Origin of the sequence: Balneola sp. EhC07 (genome assembly GCF_001650905.1) — a bacterium.
Lineage (GTDB): Bacteria > Bacteroidota > Rhodothermia > Balneolales > Balneolaceae > Balneola.
In genome coordinates, this window is record NZ_LXYG01000006.1 from 24,439 (window position 1) to 43,943 (window position 19,505).

The 19,505-nt window shown below is 38.9% G+C and carries 13 protein-coding genes; 5 read left to right on the forward strand and 8 right to left on the reverse strand.

What is annotated here, in order from left to right:
* Positions 1 to 9: 9 nt before the first annotated feature.
* The 5 genes from A8B79_RS03155 (at position 10) to A8B79_RS03175 (ending at position 7,376) form a co-directional block, all read left to right on the forward strand.
* A complete protein-coding gene (locus A8B79_RS03155; RefSeq protein WP_066217868.1) occupies positions 10 to 537 on the forward strand; it encodes a TlpA family protein disulfide reductase in 528 nt (175 codons plus the stop codon).
* On the forward strand, positions 534 to 1,382 hold the full coding sequence (locus A8B79_RS03160) for an aminotransferase class IV (RefSeq protein WP_066217870.1): 849 nt from the start codon (positions 534 to 536) through the stop codon (positions 1,380 to 1,382). Before A8B79_RS03155 ends, A8B79_RS03160 begins: the two co-directional genes overlap by 4 nt.
* 795 nt (positions 1,383 to 2,177) lie before the next feature.
* Complete coding sequence (locus A8B79_RS03165; RefSeq protein ID WP_066217872.1) at positions 2,178 to 3,425, forward strand: bifunctional folylpolyglutamate synthase/dihydrofolate synthase; 1,248 nt, start codon at positions 2,178 to 2,180, stop codon at positions 3,423 to 3,425.
* A gap of 122 nt (positions 3,426 to 3,547) precedes the next feature.
* On the forward strand, positions 3,548 to 5,215 hold the full coding sequence (rho, locus tag A8B79_RS03170; protein WP_066217874.1) for a transcription termination factor Rho: 1,668 nt from the start codon (positions 3,548 to 3,550) through the stop codon (positions 5,213 to 5,215).
* A gap of 304 nt (positions 5,216 to 5,519) precedes the next feature.
* Entirely contained in the window at positions 5,520 to 7,376 is a 1,857-nt protein-coding gene (locus A8B79_RS03175; protein WP_066217876.1) for a B12-binding domain-containing radical SAM protein, read from the forward strand.
* Between the two features lie 259 nt (positions 7,377 to 7,635).
* Here the strand turns inward: A8B79_RS03175 and A8B79_RS03180 are convergent, their stop codons facing one another.
* The 8 genes from A8B79_RS03180 to A8B79_RS03220 form a co-directional block, all read right to left on the reverse strand.
* Entirely contained in the window at positions 7,636 to 8,361 is a 726-nt protein-coding gene (locus A8B79_RS03180) for a DUF6090 family protein (protein ID WP_066217878.1), read from the reverse strand.
* 233 nt (positions 8,362 to 8,594) lie between these two features.
* Positions 8,595 to 8,897, reverse strand: coding sequence for a hypothetical protein (locus tag A8B79_RS03185; protein WP_153038335.1), 303 nt, complete (start codon positions 8,895 to 8,897; stop codon positions 8,595 to 8,597).
* A 48-nt stretch (positions 8,898 to 8,945) separates the two neighbouring features.
* Entirely contained in the window at positions 8,946 to 10,256 is a 1,311-nt protein-coding gene (locus A8B79_RS03190) for a serine hydrolase domain-containing protein (protein WP_066217882.1), read from the reverse strand.
* A 285-nt stretch (positions 10,257 to 10,541) separates the two neighbouring features.
* On the reverse strand, positions 10,542 to 10,958 hold the full coding sequence (locus A8B79_RS03195; protein ID WP_066217884.1) for an ester cyclase: 417 nt from the start codon (positions 10,956 to 10,958) through the stop codon (positions 10,542 to 10,544).
* Between the two features lie 99 nt (positions 10,959 to 11,057).
* The gene (locus tag A8B79_RS03200) at positions 11,058 to 11,453 is read right to left on the reverse strand and encodes a hypothetical protein (protein ID WP_066217886.1); all 396 of its coding nucleotides are present in this window, start codon (positions 11,451 to 11,453) and stop codon (positions 11,058 to 11,060) included.
* A 366-nt stretch (positions 11,454 to 11,819) separates the two neighbouring features.
* Positions 11,820 to 13,340, reverse strand: a complete 1,521-nt coding sequence (locus tag A8B79_RS03210) for a TrkH family potassium uptake protein (protein ID WP_082894044.1) — start codon at positions 13,338 to 13,340, stop codon at positions 11,820 to 11,822.
* Entirely contained in the window at positions 13,333 to 14,691 is a 1,359-nt protein-coding gene (trkA, locus tag A8B79_RS03215; RefSeq protein WP_066217890.1) for a Trk system potassium transporter TrkA, read from the reverse strand. Before trkA ends, A8B79_RS03210 begins: the two co-directional genes overlap by 8 nt.
* Positions 14,692 to 14,779: 88 nt before the next feature.
* Positions 14,780 to 19,498, reverse strand: coding sequence for a PKD domain-containing protein (locus tag A8B79_RS03220; protein ID WP_066217892.1), 4,719 nt, complete (start codon positions 19,496 to 19,498; stop codon positions 14,780 to 14,782).
* Between the last annotated feature and the right edge of the window lie 7 nt (positions 19,499 to 19,505).

Below are 19,505 nucleotides of genomic sequence, written 5' to 3' on the forward strand. Positions count from 1 at the left end.
TTTCAGGTCATGAAATTAGATACCAAATACTTCCCGGCATTTATGGCGGTAGTAGCTGTGCTTACTGCTTTAGCCATCGTTTTTTCTTCATTGAGATACAAAGAAACTCAAAAAGAGCGATTTATTGAAGCCATTCAGGAAAGTGATTCTTTACTAACAAAGCAGTTGCTGCTTATTAATGAAAGTGATTCTGTTTCTATCGATCAGTACAAAGGAAATGACATTGTTGTGGTTTTCTGGTCAAGTTGGTCCGAAAAATCCGATCTGCTACTTCAGGAAATCTATACTCTTCAGGATCAAACGGATTCGCTGGTAGTTATCTCAGCTTTGGTTCTGGATGCAACCGATGATATTTCTAACACTAAGTTCCTAGATGGTTTTGTGCACATAGATGGAGCTTCCTTATATAATGAACTCAAGGTTCCCGGAATCCCCTCTTATGTACTATTAGATAAAAAAGGCGCTTTGAAATACGCTCACGTTGGATATCAGGAGAATGCAGGGTACAGTTTATTGAGCAGTAAAATCACCGAATGAGTAGTTTTGTAAATATAAATGGAACGTTGTTTCCTGAAGAAGAAGCTTCACTTCCTGCTACTTCAAGAGCAGTTTCTTATGGTGATGGATGTTTTGAAACGTTTGTAAGCTACAAAAGTAAATTCCTGCATTTTGAAGATCATTTTTCCCGACTCCAATCCGGTTTGAAGTACCTGGAAATGAATCTTAATCTTACAAAAGATCAACTAAAGTCAGAGATCCAAAAGTTATTGGAAGAGAATGAACTTGAAGACGAAGATTCTGTAGTGCGGATTCAATGTTTCAGAGAAGGAAGTCCAGGCTATTTTGATATTTCTGATCGTTCAGGGTTCATTATTTCAAATCGATCAATTCCGGAACGATCGGATTCGATCAATCTAAAAACAGTTTCGATTTCGACTATTCCTTCCATCGCTTTAGAAAGAAAAGTGAAACTCAGCAATTCCATCAATTATATCAAAGCTACTCAGGAAGCCAAAAAGAAGGGCGGGAATGATGCATTGATGCTTACTATTGATAAAAATATCAGCGAGACAAGCATTTCAAATATTTTTTGGGTAAAAGGAAATCAAGTTTCAACACCATCTGTAAATTGCGATCTTTTGCCCGGTGTAACCAGATCGATATTAATTACATTAATTGATCAGGATTCGGAATTACAGTTAATCGAAGGAGCTTTCGGGCTGGAAGATATTTATAGTGCTGAAGCTGTTTTCTGTACTAATTCAGTAATGGAGATGAAGTCTGTATCTAGTGTAGATGATCATTTGTACAAAACCGAACATTCTGTGTTTGAGAAGCTAAAAGATGATTTTAAAGTGTATAAAGAAAAGTGGCTTTGTTGAACGACCTTTAGAATTATTTTCACCAACTCTGTCATCCCGATTTCAGCGAAGTGATGGATAGCTACTTCGCCGTCTGTCGGGCTTTGCACGGCTGACGGATTTTGGTTGTTTAGGAAGGAATAAGACCCGCCCGGCTAAGAAGCAGTTTCTTGGGGCTATGTACTTTTGTGCCGACAAAAGTACCAAAAGCTCCCGACAAGAATTATTGGCGCGAACTTCATTACATCGACTAATCATTACAAAAGGTCTTCGGACGTGTGATACATATTCAAGAATCAGCCTGAGTGTAATGATTGCTCCTGGGGAGCCGTCGATTTCATTGCGTTCTTGTCTCGCCAATAATTCTAAAGGTCGGTTTTGATTGTATTATTTTGATGCTGATTATTTCATGTCAGAACCTTTTTGATAAACACAAAATCACATTAATAGGTCATCCTGAACTTGTTTCAGGATCTTCGCGAGGTTCATTTCTAGTTGAATATCCAGTCCATCAACCAGCGTTTACAGTTTTAATATTGCTGAAATAAGTATGCCCTTAGTATTTAACATAGGTTCACTGACTCTACGCTGAATAATTCCAAAGATCTTCGTTCTTTTAGATATAATTTCTAAGCTCCTCATTTTAAGGAATTATTCCTGCTCCGTAGACGCATACGCATCATGCTCTCTTCTCCGTCTTAAATACTAAGGGCGGTTTTTTTGAACTATCAATACTAAAATTGTCAACGAAATAATTAACTTATCAAATACTCATCTTACCTTAGAATCTTATGAAATGATCCTTAATTTCCTTAAATGAACACATTCAACAACATTAACGAGGTATGGGAATACCTGGATAAGATCCCGAAATTTCAGGATAAGGGAGCGTCAGCATCGAACTTTGAATTAGAGCATATCACTAAATTCTGTAAATCGATTGGTGATCCTCAAAACTCATTTCCATCCATTCATGTTGCAGGAACCAATGGAAAAGGAACTACATGTCATTTATTGGAAACGGTTTACAGAAAAGCAGGTTACAAAACCGGATTGTTTACATCTCCACATTTATTCAGATATCACGAACGATTTCGAATTAACGGAGAAGAAGTTCATGATGAGCTGATCCTGAAATTTTTCCAATCCTATTCAAAAGAACTGGAAGAAGTTCCGTTGACTTATTTTGAAATAAGTACCGCGTTGGCTTTTTGGATATTTGCAAAAGAAGAAGTTGATATCGCAATTATTGAAACCGGATTAGGAGGGAGGTTAGATTCCACAAATATCATTCATTCCGAGCTTTCTATCATAACGAGCATCGGTTTGGATCATCAGGATATTCTGGGGACAACAGAAGCGGAGATCGCAAAAGAGAAAGCAGGGATAATCAAACCAGGTAAACCTGTTATACTGGGAAATATTTCAGATGAAAATTCCAGAGTGATTTCAGAGATTGCGAACGTGAACAATGCAGAAATGATCAAGACTTCAGAATTAAATCCTGAGTTCAATAAAGGCTTATTCTCATTAAAAAATGAATCACTTTCTGTTCAAACCCGGCTACTGGAAGAAGTTAATAAATGGAATCTTGCTGCAGTTTATCAAACGGTAAAAGTTTTAGAGGATAAACTCCCGGTTTCTAAAAATGCTCTGGCGGAAGCCTTTGAAGAGTTCAAAGGCGTTCCGGCTCGGTTTGAGAAGCTGGATGAAAACAAGAATTGGTATTTTAGCGGAGCTCATAACGTTCAGGCACTTACATCCACACTCAAGACAATGGATGGATTTGGGGGGGAGCAAGGAGTCATAATCTTTTCTCTGATGAAAGATAAATTAGTGACTGAAGTCATTGAAACTATTAAAGAACGAAGTCATAAATTCTATTTCGAATTAAATGCAGAGCGGGCAGCCTCTTTTAATGAGATAGAGCAGAAAATTTCAGCAAAAAAAATAGACGAAAACTCCTACAAAAGTATTTTAAAGGAATTTGAGACTTCATTAGTTATTTTTACAGGAAGTTTTTACTTTTACAGTACAGTTAAGCGATGGGTTAGTAATTGTTAGTCCCATCAATCTTTCCTTACCTGATAGAACTTCGCAGGAATTATCCAAAATCGATAATGTGTAGTTCATCCCAAATTCAGTAAGAATCATTATTTATACAATAATAATATCCACAATTTTTTATGTCAGATAATCAGACCGTAAATCTAACGGCTGGGGAATTGGAATCCTTAGAGAAGAAGAAATTACCCGAGTTAAAGATCCTCGCCAAAATGATTGGTGTTAAAAGGGTGACCGGCGTTAAGAAGCAGGAATTGATTGATAATATCCGTGAAGTTTCCAGCTCTAAACCAAAAGGAATAACTGTAAAGCTACGACCTAAGAGCGAACGACCGCCGCTTCCCAAAGAAGTGATTCCTACAAAGGCAAAGGAAGAGAAAAAAGCTAAAGAAGCAAAAAAGGCTAAGAAAGAAGAAGAGTCTAAAAAAGAGGAAAAAAACGAGAACCAAGAAGAAAATGGCAGCAAGTCTTCTCAAAAGAATGACGAATTAGCTACTTATGGTGGCGACTCACACATTGTTTCTTACAAAAAGAAAGAAGAGCCTAAAGAGAATAAAAAGCCACGCCATAACAACAACCGCAACAACAATAAAAAGAAGCAGGAACATGATCTGCTTCCGGAATCTGAAGCGGAAACGTTGGAAGAACGAATTAAAGAACTGGAGCCGGAATTAGGCCAGTATCTGTTTAATGAGGGAACGTTAGAAATTTTACCGGATGGTTACGGATTCCTGAGATCGGTGAACTATAATTATAAAGCCAGTCCGGACGATATTTATGTATCACCCTCACAGATCAAACGATTCAGGCTTAAAAGCGGTGATTGTGTAATCGGTATTATTCGTCCACCTAAAGTTGGTGAGCGATATTTTGCTTTACTGAGAGTAGAAGGAGTGAATGGACGAATTCCTCGTGATATGGATAATCGTCAGGAATTTGACGATATGCTCCCAATACACCCGGATGAGCGATATGTGATGGAATTTGATCCAAGTAATTATTCTACACGCTTTATTGATCTTTTTGCACCGATTGGAAAAGGACAGCGTGGATTGATCGTTGCGCAACCGAAAACCGGTAAAACCACTTTACTTCGCGGAATCGCTAATGCAGTGGCAACTAATCATCCGGACGCAAAGATCTTAATCCTTTTGATCGATGAACGACCTGAAGAAGTAACTGAAATGGAGCGCACAGTTAAAGGTGCTGAAGTAGTCGCTTCTACTTTTGATGAAAAACCGGAAAACCATATCGATCTGGCTGAAATCACCTTCCAGAAAGCCAAGAGATTGGTAGAGAGCGGTCACGATGTTATTTTGCTACTCGACTCCATTACTCGTCTTGCACGCGCTTACAACGTAAAAGCGAGCAACAGAGGCCGAACCATGAGTGGTGGTGTAGATTCAGAAGCGTTGAAGATTCCTAGACAACTATTCAGCTCTGCCCGTAATATCGAAAATGGTGGTTCTTTAACTATTTTGGCAACAGCTTTGGTAGATACAGGCTCCAGAATGGATGATGTGATCTTCGAAGAGTTTAAAGGAACCGGTAACATGGAAATTGTTCTTGATCGTCGTATTTCTGATCGCAGAATGTATCCCGCTATTGATGTTTTCCGAAGTGGAACTCGTCGCGAAGAATTATTGGTTGCGGAAGAGGAGAGAGAAAAGGTGGTGCTTCTTCGTCGTTATATGACACAAATGAATGCATTTGAAGCCATGGAATTCTTGTTGAAGCAGATCAAAGGCACGAAAACGAATGAAGAGTTCCTGATCTCGATGAATAAATAAGGCTAAAGCCAAAATTCAATATCCAATTTCCAACATTCAAGTTCCAGTGTTCAATAATTTATTGACAAGCTACTAAAATAAGCTTGTGGTGATGATATTTTTGGTTGTTTTAAGCACTATTTACGAAACTAATTTTACGCTAGAAGGACATTTATATCCGCCTTAATGACCATCTTGTATTTGCTGGTTATGTGTCATCTCGCGGCGTATGCCCGAGATCCGGATCAACATAAAGATTAGATTATCAATAAACGTCTAGAAGGCTATTTAAAACTTTCATAAGAAAGAGCATTATATTTAAGCTATGCAATCCAAACTCCTTTTAGTTACACCACCTTTTACTCAGTTGAATACGGCATATCCGGCAACAGCTTATCTGAAAGGATTTTTGGAAGAACAAGATGTTTCAGTTTCTCATTGTGATCTGAGTATTGAGCTTTTTACTTCCGTTTTTACAGGTGAGTTCTTGGCCGACATTTTTCAGGAAGCCGAAGATCTGGGAAATGATCTCTACCCCGAAATGCGGGAAATGAAAGAACAATACATTTCACGAGTTGATAAAGTCATTGGGTTTCTTCAAAAGAACGATATCGAAACTGCTCATGAGATCTTAGAAACTGATTTTCTACCCGTTGGTCATAGACTGAAGGACGTGAACACAGAGATCAAATGGGAAGCCGGCGATGAAGGTATCATCGATAAGGCAAAGCATTATTCAACGCTATTTATTGAAGAGATAGGAGATTTTATTCAAGCGAATGTGGATGAGTTCTTTGCATTCACAAAGTACGCCGAACAGATCGCCACATCGGCCAGTAGTTTTGATCAGTTAGACGAATTTTTGAGATATCAGCCTACGCTTATTGAAGACGAGATGTTGAATATTCTGGAAGAACAGATCGGGACCCATGCTCCAAACCTGATCGGCTTTACCATTCCTTTCCCCGGAAATTTATTTGCAGCACTACGATGCGCTCAATTCATTAAACAGTTCTATCCGGATATTCAGGTATCTTTCGGCGGTGGATATTGCAATACCGAATTACGCAGTTTAGAAGATCCAAGAATTTTCGAGATCGTTGATTTCATTTCTCTGGACGATGGGGAAGGGCCTTTGCTGAAAATGCTCGAGTATCTGGATGGAAAGGTTGAGATAGATGAGCTGGAAAGAACCTACGTTTTAGAAGATGAGAAAGTTGTTTTTAAAAACAAACTGCCGAATACTATTCATCATCATCAGGACTTGCCTGCTCCAAATTATTTAGGATTGCCTTATGATAAATACGTCTCTTTTTTGGATGTGGTAAATCCTATGCACCGCATGTGGACAGATAAAAGATGGAACAAATTGACGATCTCACACGGATGCTACTGGAGACAATGTTCTTTTTGTGATGTGAGTCTGGATTACATTGGGAATTACCAAAATACAACAGCTGAAATTTTAGTCGATAAGATCGAAAAAATTATAGCGGATACAGGAATTTCAGGATTCCATTTTGTTGATGAAGCCGCACCGCCAAAAATGTTAAAGGCGATGTCAAAAGAATTGATAAAAAGAGACCTGTCGGTTACCTGGTGGACCAACATACGATTCGAAAAGACGTTCAATTACGAATTATGCGAATTAATGGCAAAAGCAGGTTGTATTGCGGTTACTGGAGGATTGGAAGTAGCTTCTGATAGATTGTTGGGCAAGATGAAAAAAGGAGTGGATATAGCTCAGGTTACCAGAGTAACCAATAATTTCTCTGAAAATGGCATTATGGTTCATGCTTATCTGATGTATGGATTTCCAACTGAAACTCAGCAGGAAACCATTGACTCTTTGGAGGTTGTAAGGCAATTATTCGAGAAAAATTGTATCCAGTCGGGATTTTGGCATCTATTTACAACAACGGTTCACAGCCCGATTGGTAAAAATCCGGATGCATTCGGTATAACAATAACCGGACCGGAATTTCAGGGCTTTGCTCAAAATGATCTGTGGCACGAAGATCCCGAAGGAACCGAACACATCACATACACACAAGGGCTAAACCGGGCTTTACATTCTTATTTGAATAATGAAGGGCTTGAAAAAGACATTGAAGAATGGTTTGATTTTCCAGTTACTCCAACCAGTCATCCTGAGAATCTGATTGACAGTTTTTTGAGTTAGGTCATTAATTTATTCCGTTTCTACGGCATCGGTCAGACGGCTCCAAGCCGTCCGACCGATAAGCTAATCGAAATAGATTCAAAAACCTCATTCAAGAGTGATGTCGAGTAATCTCTCTATCTTTGTGTGAAACTTAAGAAGCCGTATTTGGAGTAGGAGCTCCTATGTGTTTTCACAAGCAGGAGCTTGGGAAAGAGGATAAATACGAACCTTGTCCAAAAATATTTTTAAATAGCACTAGTGAAAATTATCATATTCCTCACTCACTATATCTCTCATCGATTTTATCCAGAATGATTTCACTGTTCGCTAAAAATGATTCCAAAGTTGGGATGAAGTTTTCGTAAATAAGAGCATAATGATAAGCCACGCGATTTCTGAAGGCAGGGCTTTTATGCATAAAATTTATATAATCGTCGGTGATATTTTTTTGAATAGCATCTGCAAACCAGTCATTATTATCCCGAAAGAAAGCCAGATTTTCGGTTACATTTTCCTGAATTTCATTTCGAATGGTTTCGGTATCAGCAATAATATTAGAATAGAAAAGTACGATCTTAACTATCAATGTATCTTCATCTGATGCAGTGTTTCTTTTAAAGTTAAGAAGCATATTATACGCTCTTTTATCGATAACAAAAGACCTGCGACCTGTAATTATATAAGGACAAGCCGGGCAATCCTTGACTTCCTGTTCTGAAATCGTGCCATTCATTATTTTGAGGAAGAGGTCTTCTCTGCTTTTATAATGTTCCAGAATAAATTGTGCTTCCTTTCGATCATTTTTGATATCCTCAGCTAAAACTGAAAAAGTATTTTTTAACGCGTTGTCTTGTTTTCGCTGTTCATTCCAGTTGTTTATTGAAACTGCTATCAGGATACCGATCACTACCAGTAATATTTCACTTAATGCATATTTCAGATAGCTTCCCGGTTTATTTCCGGAGAACATCTTTTCCCTGATATGACTGAAATAATGTGACATACTTCCAATTTTTTTAAAAAGCTGTAATCTAAAATGGAGAATTTTACTTTTATTTCAAAAAGGGGAGAAGTTCTACCATTTATCAGCTTGTTTACACCGTTAGGCGGGCTACAGCGAAGTGAACTCCTATAAGCATCGGTCAGACGGCTCCAAGCCGTCCGACCGATTATGAATCGAGCTAAGTAGCAGATAAATACCGATAAAGCAGGAGACTTGAATTTATTTTGGAATAGCTATTGTTTTCTTTTCTCTAATAAATAAATAGCAAGGAAAGTCAGGAAGAATACCGAGCCGATAATAAGCAGGTTGTTTAAAAAGAATGAAATGAAAATTAATCCATTTGATTCAACCACAAATTCCCCTAAAGTTCTAAAAGCTCCCAAAAAGGATTCATCACAGGGAGGGCATGGATTTTGAGAACCTAGATTAAAGCAAAAACACTGAAACAAATAAGCAGTAACATAGAATAGAATCAGATAAGAAATAAATGCAAGAAGTCCAGCTATTTTAAGGGCTTTTATTTTTGAAGTATTCATTCTCATGATCCCTAAATAAGAAAGCAGGTTAAGTTCTACAGATTTCTTCTATTTATTAACGCTCTTTTTTTCGTTCTCCCAAAATTGCTGATATAACTCAGCTCTAAACTTATCATTCATTTCATATCCCGGTGGGTGAACTTCGTTATTCTGAGACATGATAATACCTACAAAATTGCGTTTCGGGTCGGCCCAAAAGTATGTGCTTTCGTAACCTCCGCCAATCCATAATCCGGCTTCTCCTTGATTCATTGTTCTCATGGTATCACCGCTAACCCAAAGGTTATACCCATTATATCCATAAGGACTATCAAGTTGGGTATGTGGCGCATAAATATCTTCGACGGTTTCTCTGTTTAAAAACTGATAGCCATTCAATTCACCTCTTTGCAGCAGCATTCTAACAAAATCAGCATAACCATCAGCTGTTGCCACCATTCCTTCACCTCCTAAATACAAAGGATGATCAGGGTCATAATCCGGTACATCAGGTCCGAATATATCTAACTCTCCTCTGGTTGCCGTTCTTAAAACAGAATCTCTTCCTGTAAACTTCGGAAGAAGATTTTCATTGTCAGGAAGCCCATATTGTAATCCTTGAATATTCATTGGCTCAGTTACACGTTCGGTAACTAATTGACTAAGATCCTTACCTGTAGCTCTTTCAGCGACTAAGCCCAATACAGTAGTATTTGTTCCATAAAAATATTCAGAACCGGAATGTTGGATCAAAGGTAGTTTAGCCATTCGGTCTATAAGTTCATCGGAATTTCTAGCAGTGGGAAGATTTTGTTCCGCTACTAATGAATCGAGGCATGGAATACCAGTTACAGCATAATAAAAACCAGCTTCATGATTGATCAAATGGAGTACCGTCATTACAGAATCATTCGGTACCAGCTGAATTGGGCAGCCTTGCTCTCTTGCTCCCCAATCATATTCTGTTAAACTGTTGCCTTCACTTGAAACTGCCACCTGCAGATCTTCAAATTCCGGAATGTATTTTGATACAGGATCATTCAGAGCCAGAAATCCGTCTTCCACCAGATCTAATACAACCGATATAGTAACTATTTTGCTCATTGACCAAATTCGAATCCAGGTGTTTCCATCTACTACTGTATTAGGTGATAGCTCTTCGTTGACAGTACCATGTTCATAAAGCACATTCCCATCCAGATCTTCTAACCGGGCATATATAAAAGGATAAAATCCTTCTTCAACGTAATAATTAAGTACATTATCTAATTTTTCAGGAGAAGAGATTTCTATAGTGCTTTCGGTAGTCTCATTAGAACATGAAAGACTAGCAACGGCTATAAAAAAGGCAAAAGTAATAGGAAATAGATTTCTAGACATAGCTTGGATTTTTTAAGGCTTTCCAATTTATAGATTTCTTTCTGTTTTACAAGCTTCAATTTTTGCTTTTGATACTAATTAGCATCGGGCGGAGGTCTTGAAGTTGTCTGACCGAAAATGAATCGAGCTTAGAGTAGATAGGTTCAAAAATCTCATTTATGAGTGATATGGGAGTGATCTCTCTCTTTGTGTGATTCTTATAAAGCAGTATTAGGAGCAGGAGCTCCTATGTGTTCTCCCAAGCAGGAGCTTGGGAAAGAGATGAATTTTTTTCTTTGTACTTGTTTATATAAAGCCTAGTTGTTTCATAACTATTTTTCTGTCAAAGATCTGAGTATGTCCATTTATCAAATTGTCTTTAAAGTGATAGATGGTAATCCCCTTAGTATTTATGGCTTTTTTAGTTGGGGGATGTTCTCCAATCTTCCCAAAATTTGTTCCTGTCAAAATCCATGTAACTGCCACGTAATTTTCGTCCTCAATTGCGGAAGTTATCTCAAAATTCATATCAGGAAATGGCCCGAACGAACCTAATTCCATCCGATTCTTAAATTCTAAACGGGATAGTGTTTTTCCTTCCCAAAGGTCACCTGGGTCAAGATGGATTGTGTATTGATTATGGATATATTTTTCAATTTTATCAAAATTCTTTTCATTCCAAACTTCTTCCATAAACTCCCGAAGGAAGGACTCTTTATTCATTTCGTTTCTTTAAGTTGCTACAACGGTTTGGTTATGTGCTGTATCCCGGAGGGTATTGAGTATAGATTTTTTTGTACTTTCGCGAGTTCTATTTTTCATTTACCAATTCACAGTCTCTGAATATTCTTTGTCTTTATAATCGTTGAAGTCTCTTATTTTCTTAAACTCGAAAGTCTGAATGTTGATTTCCCAAATTGCGGAGTTCCTATTCCAAGGATCTGTTAAAACTTCAACTTTTTCTGAATCCTTAGTACGAATTGAGTGCACCCATTTAAGATTCTCGTCATCTATTCTTTTCCACTTTTTTGGTGTCCAGATGGTCAAATGTTCTCCAGCTACAATTGCCCATTTGTTGTTTTTATCGATTAGACCACAACTAGGATCACCAATGAAATCGTCTTCCATTAAAGTCTTACCGGTTGACTTTTCAGTGAGGAAGGTAGCCTCAAATTCATTTTCAAGTTTTAATCTCTCTGTTTCGTACAGAATATTCATTTTGTTAAATAGCCTTTTTGCATGAAGAACAACTAAGAGTAAAGTGAGCTCTATTCTCTTTATTCCTTATTTCATGTTATTCTTAAAATATTGAGGCTAATATGAATAAATGCGAATTAATTACCAAGCAAAGGTCAATCAGAATCGAACTTAGAGTAGATAAGTACAAAATTCTCAGTCATGAGCGATATCCAATTGATCTCTCTATTTTGTGTTATTCTTATAAAGCAGTATTTGGAGCAGGAGCTCCTATGTGTTTTCCCAAGCAGGAGCTTGGGAAAGAGCTCAAAGGGAATTAATTACCAAGTAAGAGTCAATTAGCATCGGTCAGACGGCTTGGAGCCGTCCGACCGATAGGCTAGAATATCATTGCTTCCAAAAAGCAGGAGAGAAGATGATAAGAACGGTAAAGATCTCAAGTCGACCGATCATCATCAGCATGATCATAATCCATTTTCCAAGATAAGGCATTTTTGCAAAGCTGTCGGTGGGACCGAATTCACCCCAACCCGGACCAATGTTCCCAAGTGCGGCGATACTTGCTCCGGCCGAGGACATGATATCATATCCGAATAGTGAAATTACAAAAGCTCCTAAACCAAATATGAACATATACAGGATAAAGAAACTCAACACCGTTCGTTGAATATTTTGATTGATAGCCTGATCACCAATTCGGACCGGAAGAATGGCTTTTGGATGAATGATCTGTTTGATCTCCCGCCCGGTGTTGCGAATCAGGATCATCCAGCGGATCATTTTAATTCCGCCACCGGTAGAGCCCGCACTTCCTCCGGTAAAGAAAAACAGAAGCAGTAAAAATGCCCCGAAAGAATACCAGAGTTCGTAATCGTCGGTTCCAAATCCGGTAGTGGTAATAATAGCTACCGCTTGAAATGCTCCCGAACGAATAGCTTCAAGAATAGTGTATCCATCAAAAAACCAGAGAGAAAAGGAAATCCCCAGAATACCGATCATAGTGATCAGAGTGTAGAATCTGGTTTCCCTGTTTGCAAAAAAGGGTTCAAATTCCCCACGAAGCAATCGGAAATGCATAGCGAAGTTAATTCCTGCTAAAAACATAAATATGGTAATGATGGTATCGATGTAAGCAGAATCAAAGGCAGCGATACTGGTATTTTTGGTGGAAAAACCTCCGGTAGCAAGCGTGGCAAAAGCGTGATTGATCGCTTCAAACCAATCCATGGAAGGGTGGAGCCACAGAAGTAAAAACTCAGCTGCAGTAAAAGCTACATACACTACCCAGAGTAATTTCGCAGTTTCCTGAACTCTGGGCGTTAATTTATCGGCAGTAGGACCCGGTGATTCCGCTTGAAAAAGTTGCATACCACCAATTCCCAGAAGTGGGAGAATTGCCAAAGAAAGCACAATGATTCCCATTCCACCGAGCCAATGAGCGAGGGATCTCCAGAATAAAAAGCTTTTTGGAAGATCCTCAATGGCAGGGTTTACAATTCCTGTACTGGTGGTTCCACCCATAATAGTTGAACCCGTAGTGGATAAACCACTCATAGTTTCAAAAACAGCGTCGGTATAATTTGGCAGAATACCTGAAATAGTAAAGGGGAGGGCTCCTACCAGCGAAAGGGCAAGCCAGGTTAAACTAACGACCAAAAATCCTTCACGAATTCTGAGTTCTTCTTTAGGTTTAAAGAAAAACCAAAGCAAACCCCCTAATATGAATGCGATTCCGGCAGAAACTACAAAAGTATACCAGGTGTCCTGTCCATAGATCAGGTCAATACCTGCGGGTAACAGAAGTGCGAATCCCATAAAAAAGATGAACGCGCCCAGAATTCCCAATACAACCAAAAAATCAATGGTAGGGCGGTTAAAAGCGCTTATTACACTTTTACTTTTAGGCATTGCTGAACAGCTTGGTTACTTTATCTATGGCTTCAGGTAAGCAGAATACCATTACCCGATTTTCTGCTTGTATAACGGTTTTACCGGTAGCAATTTCTACCGATCCATCACAAAGAACTCCACCAACTATACAGCCGTCAGGAAGTTTGATCTTTTGAATTTGTTTATCTGCCACTTTAGATTTTTCTGAAACCAACAGCTCAATTACTTCTGCTTTAATTCCCCGAAGTTCTGTTACAGAAATCACATTTCCACTTCTAACGTAGCGGTGAATTTCATTCGAAGCAGCTACTTTTTTGTTTACGACTGCATCAAGACCAATGGTTTGTGAAAGCGGAATGAAATCCGGCTTAGAAACCAGCGCAACTGTCTTTTTAACATCTAAATGCTTCGCCATCAAACAGGAAATAATATTGGATTCTTCATCATCGGTTACCGCAATAAAAGCATCCATATCAGTTATACCTTCCGAAGCGAGGAGATCAGGATCCGTTGGGTTTCCATTAAGGATCATTGCATTTTTTAATTCAATGGCGAGTTCTTCTGCTCTTTCGTAATTAGGTTCGATGAGTTTTACTGACCAGTCCTTTTTTTCATCTCCACATAAAATACGGGCAATAGTTGTACCGATTCCGGAACCTCCGGCAATCATTATTCTATTCAGATCTGTTTCTGATTTACCTGTGGTGGCTATGATAGCAGGGATGTCTTCTGTTTTTGCCAGAATAAAAACCTGATCAAAGGTTTGGAGCTTCATGGGCCCGCGAGGCATCAGCGTTCTTCCACGACGCGCAATGGCAACTACACGAAATGTTATATCTTCGTTTTCAGATGCGTATTCGATCAGCGACTTTCCTATCAGGGGAGCGTTTCTGTCTAACCGGATTCCAACAAGCTGCATGAGGTCATCAGCCAAATTGATCACATCGCTTGCTGCTGAACGTTTTAAAAGCTGAGCAATTTCCTGAGCGGCACTCAATTCCGGGTTGATCATTACATCGATTCCCAGATCGGTAGCTTTTAAAGGAGAATCACGGTGCGAAAACTCATCATTTCTGACTCTGGCGATCACCATTTTAGCACCCAGTTTTTTACTGATCATGGACGCGATCATATTTACTTCATCCACGCTGGTAACAGAGATCACAATATCTGCTTCAGAAACACCTGCTTTATTGAGGTCGTTAGCTGAAGTAGCATTTCCTTCTTTACATAGTACATCCAGAGTTTCTGATGCTTTTGATAACGATTCTTTGTCGCGATCTAAAATTATTACATCGTGCTTTTCTTTGGAGAGTACACTAGCAAGGTCGTACCCAATTTCTCCGGCACCAATTATTATGATCTTCAAAAAGAGCCTTTTTTCGTAATTTGTTAACGAATTAAACTACTGTGTTTTTAAGTGAAATGAAAGATTTTGAAGAGGTATACCTGAATAGTTATTCGGTTATAATAACCACATCAATAGTTATTGGGCTTGATCTGGCTACCCGTTGATCAGTTACCTGAACTGTAAATCTGTTTTCACCTTTAACCAATTGAACGCCAATCTGTTTTCCGGTTCCTAGAGTAGTACCTCTTTGCTTCCATGTATAAATTACATCAGAGTCTTCCCTATTAACAGAAGGAGCTTTAAGTATTATAGAAGGATTTGCAGGATTCCATTCAATAGTTTGTGTTTCCGGGCTTTCAGTGAAACTGAGTCGGGGAACAACCTGAAGAGAAAATTCTTGTGATACTAACTCAGAACCATTTTGTAAATATGCAAGAGTTAGAGTCTTATTACCTGGTGTTGTTGATGTCCAGGTTAGTGAGAATTGTCCCTGATTCTTAAATCTCCATGGGTTTTCCATCCGGATATCAGCTAATGATAAAGCTCCGCCAACAGCTATCAGTTTTGGAAGGTCAGGATTTGCAACAGGTAATACTTTTGGTGTTACACGAATTACAGCACTGTCTACTGAGTTGGAAAGCCCTCTGTTATCATTCTGAATCAGAACAAGTTTATGACCTTGTGGATTGGTTACTTCAAAAGTCGGGCTTGAAATTACATTTCCATCAAGTTTCCACGTTGATGTTAATACATCTTCATCTCTGTCCAACGTTGATGCATTTCTGAAACTAACAGTCTCGTTCAGATAAACAGCTTCAGGAGCAATAATAGAAGGAGAAGGCTTACTATTTGCAAAGAATGTTTTTTCGACTGAAGCAGTGTTATTTGTTGCTGTAGTATTGTCGGTGATCTCCAGTTTAACGGTATGATCTCCGGGCTGAATTGCTTTTATGATCTCAGCAGCATTTTCACTGATCAGTTGCCCATCCATATACCATTTGTAAGACTTAACGAATCCATCAGGATCTCTGGAACTCAAAGCGTCCAGTTTAAGATCTGTTCCGGCTGGTATATTCGTAGGTAAATTCCAGTTTATAACCGGTGGTGCATTAACCTTTATACTTTTGGTGATGCTTACGGTATTACAATTTGTTTCTGAATTAGTTTCCAGTTCAAGGCTTACAAGATATTCGCCGGGTTCATCGAAGGTATAAGTAGTATTAAGTCCTTCAACAACTTCTTGTCCTTTTTCAGAATCAATAACCCATTTAGCAGATTTAAAACCACCGTCAGCTGATGATTCTGATCCATCCAGTGTTACTGCTTTTCCTGGAATTGTATATTCAGGAAGCTCAAAACTTGCTTCAGGGCCTTCAACTACGGTTACTGTTGCAGTTGTTTGACTGATGTTGCTGCAACGACCGGATCCTGAACCTTCAACGGTCAGTGAAACGGTATACACTCCCGGTGTAGTAAAAATATGATCGATCACAGCTCCTGTTTTTGATTTTCCATCACCGGTATCCCAACTAAAAGATGGGAGGGAGCCGGAAGGATCTGTACTCGAAGATCCGTCAAATCTGATGCTGTTATTTACGCAAATCGTTGTATCCGATAAATTTAACTTTGCTACCGGAGAACCTTCAATGATAACAGGAATCGTCGCCACTGTTTGTTCTTCGGTAAAGCCATCATTCAAAGTAAGTTTGGCTTCATAAATTCCCGGTGTTTCATACACATAGGATGGATTAGCCTGATCAGAAGAGGCACCGTTACCAAAGCTCCAATTTACACTGAAAGGATCTCCGTCAGGGTCAAAGCTCTGTGAGCTGTTAAATAAAACCGTTTGTCCTGTACAGGAAGCGATTTCAGATGCAACCACTGCTTTAACCGGTCTGTTGATTAAAACTCTGATGGATTCCTCTGCAATACTATTTTCAAGTCCTAAACCATCATTAACTGTAAGCCCAATGAAATGCACACCCGGCTCACTTGCTTGCCATGTAAAGGAAGATTCGTTTCGTTTTGTGCCGTCCGGTAAAGTCCATTCAAAAGTCAATGGGTTTTCATCCAGATCATAACTTGAGGTTGCATCAAGTTTTACTGAAAGCGCATTAGATCTTAAAACGGTTTCTGTAACGATCAAAGGCTGGTGATTTACTTTCAGTTCTCCCGATACAGAAGAGCTGGAGTTAGATAAACCATCATTATCCGTTACTGTTAATGTGAAAGACTTGGCTCCACTTTCTCTGAATGTTCTTTGAATTACACGGCCACGAAGTGTTACTCCGTCATTAAATTCCCACCTGTATCGAGCTATACTACCATCCAGATCGTATGATTCTGCGGCAGAGAATCTGATTTCTTTGTTTGGAGCAACATAATCTGCATCAGAAACCCAAACAGCAGTAGGAGGGGTGTTTACCCGAACTTTTTTAGTTTTAATTCCTTCCGCAAGTTCATAACCGGAATCGTCTTTTACTCTTAGCGAGATATTTGCGTTTCCTGTTTTACTTAAGGTGGTGGTGATTGTGCTTCCTGTTCCGATTAATTCTCCTTCATTATACCACTCATAACTGGTAATCAATCCATCGCTGTCTGTACTTAAAGAACCATCTAAAGTGAACTCCTGTCCCGGAGCAACAACTACAGGTGAATTAAAATCTGCAATCGGATATTGGTTGATCAATAAAATGTGTTCCGTGGTTCTGCTACTGTTTGAAAGTCCTTCACCATCATTTACCTGAAGAGTAACTCTGTACTCTCCCGTCTTAGAATAAGTATGTTGAACTCTTGGTCCTGTTGCAGTATTTCCGTCTCCGAAATTCCATCTGTATGTACTTAGTGTGGATTCTGAATCGCTGCTTTGTTCTGCAGAAAAAGTTACTCTGGAACTGGAAGTTACTTTTGCAGCAGTAATTACCGGCTGTGGAGGAGTATTTATCCGAACGGTTTTAGTTAGTTCCTGCACCGAATTTGAAACACCTCTGCCATCGTCAACTATAAGTTTTACACGGTATGCACCGGGATCAGAAAATTGAAATTCTGTTACTGCTTCAGAAGCTATCAGATTATCATTAACAAACCACTTGTAAGTCAATGGATTATTATTCCCATCTGTAGAACTGCCGGCATCAAAAGTGATATTATCTCCGGGAGCAGCTTTCTCTCTTAAAGTGAACAGTGGTACCGGAGGTGCGTTAACTTCGTATCTTTTGTTAATGGAGTATAAACCGTTACTGGATCCGGAACCATCATCTAAAGTTAGATTAATTGTATATGAACCCGGGTCTGAGTGATTTACAGTTACTGTTTTACCATTTGATGCACCTGCAATACCAACTCCTCTCCACGAATAGATCAAAGAATCATTATCAGCGTCGGTTTGATTACTTACAGTTGCTGTAACGTTTTCATTTGTTCCGATTAGCGAAGCGATATTTAACTCAGCATAAGGCTGTGTGTTAACTCGCATTTGAATTTGACGCTCATCAGTCGCGCAAATAGGATTGGAGCCACCATCAGAAACTCTAAGAGTTACATTATAAGTACCGGAAATTGTACTGGAAAACCGGAAAGATTCTGAATTACCTCTAGGAGAACCATTTACATACCATTGGTACGTCAATGGCTTGCCTTCAATATCATAAGAATTTGAGCCTGACAGTAAAATTGTTTCAGTAGGGGAAATAACACGTTTTGGTACTGATACTCGTGCAACAGGTGGTGAATTTATAAATACTGATTTTGTATATGTCCAATACTCCGGGAAAAGGGATCTTTGATTCGGAATCAGAACGGTGTACTGAATCTCACCGGGAGTATCAGAAGAAATGGTTGGTGTTTTACCGGAAGCCACTTGTTGATTATCCAGTATCCATCTGGAGTTGCTGATTTCCGCGTTATTAAAGTCGTTTCCTGCTAGTTCGAATGTTTTCTCGGTACATTGTTGAGTAGGCACTTCATTAATACCGAGATTGGGCTTTATGTTATTTTCACTTACAAAGGGTTCAAGTAACCAAAGAACCGGGCTATCAAATCCATATACAGTCATTGTATTAATTCGATCTGATGATCCTGTAATATTCAATCCCCAATTGTTTTTTAGTCCAAATTTTGATGCTGGGATACCGGAACGGGACAAGTCAAAGATCTCACCAAAAGTATCTATTTTACGAACTCTGGAATCTTCCTGTCCGCTGGCAACTAGTCGGGGTGAGTCTGAAGTTTCCTGCAACAAATAAGGTTTGAGTTGAAATACAGAACTTCTTTGTGAATTAAAAAGCCCTATTGACAGATCAACGCCAATAATTTGCCAATTTTGGCCTGATAAAATCTGTCCGGTTGGCGAACTAACCCTGAAGTTAAAACTATTTACATCATCTCCGTTGTCAGTCGAGACGCGGATTATATAGCCGTTGGATGAAGTATTATCGATATCAGATAAAGCAACCCACCTGTTTTTAAACCGCTCTTCGTTTTGGGTTGTTAACTGTGTTACTTTATTCGATGGATTAGATTTAGATCGTAGCCTTCCATTTTCAATACTGTAAACTTCATCAAAAGGGAATAGTGAAAATGAAGTGGAAGTATTGGCACCGTTTTGAGTTACAATATCTACAGCACCGCCTAAGCCTGCATCAAAGATCTCAATTTTCCCGTTTTGAGGAGTACCTGAAGGTTTGATCCAAATATCGTACTGATTTCGGCTGTCACCACTAACAATAGAAGTACTTCTACCGGATATAGAAAGATAGACTTCCTGAGCTAAAATAGAGTGCGAGACAAATAATAAAGTAAGAACGAGTGTTAGTCGTTTTATCATAATAACC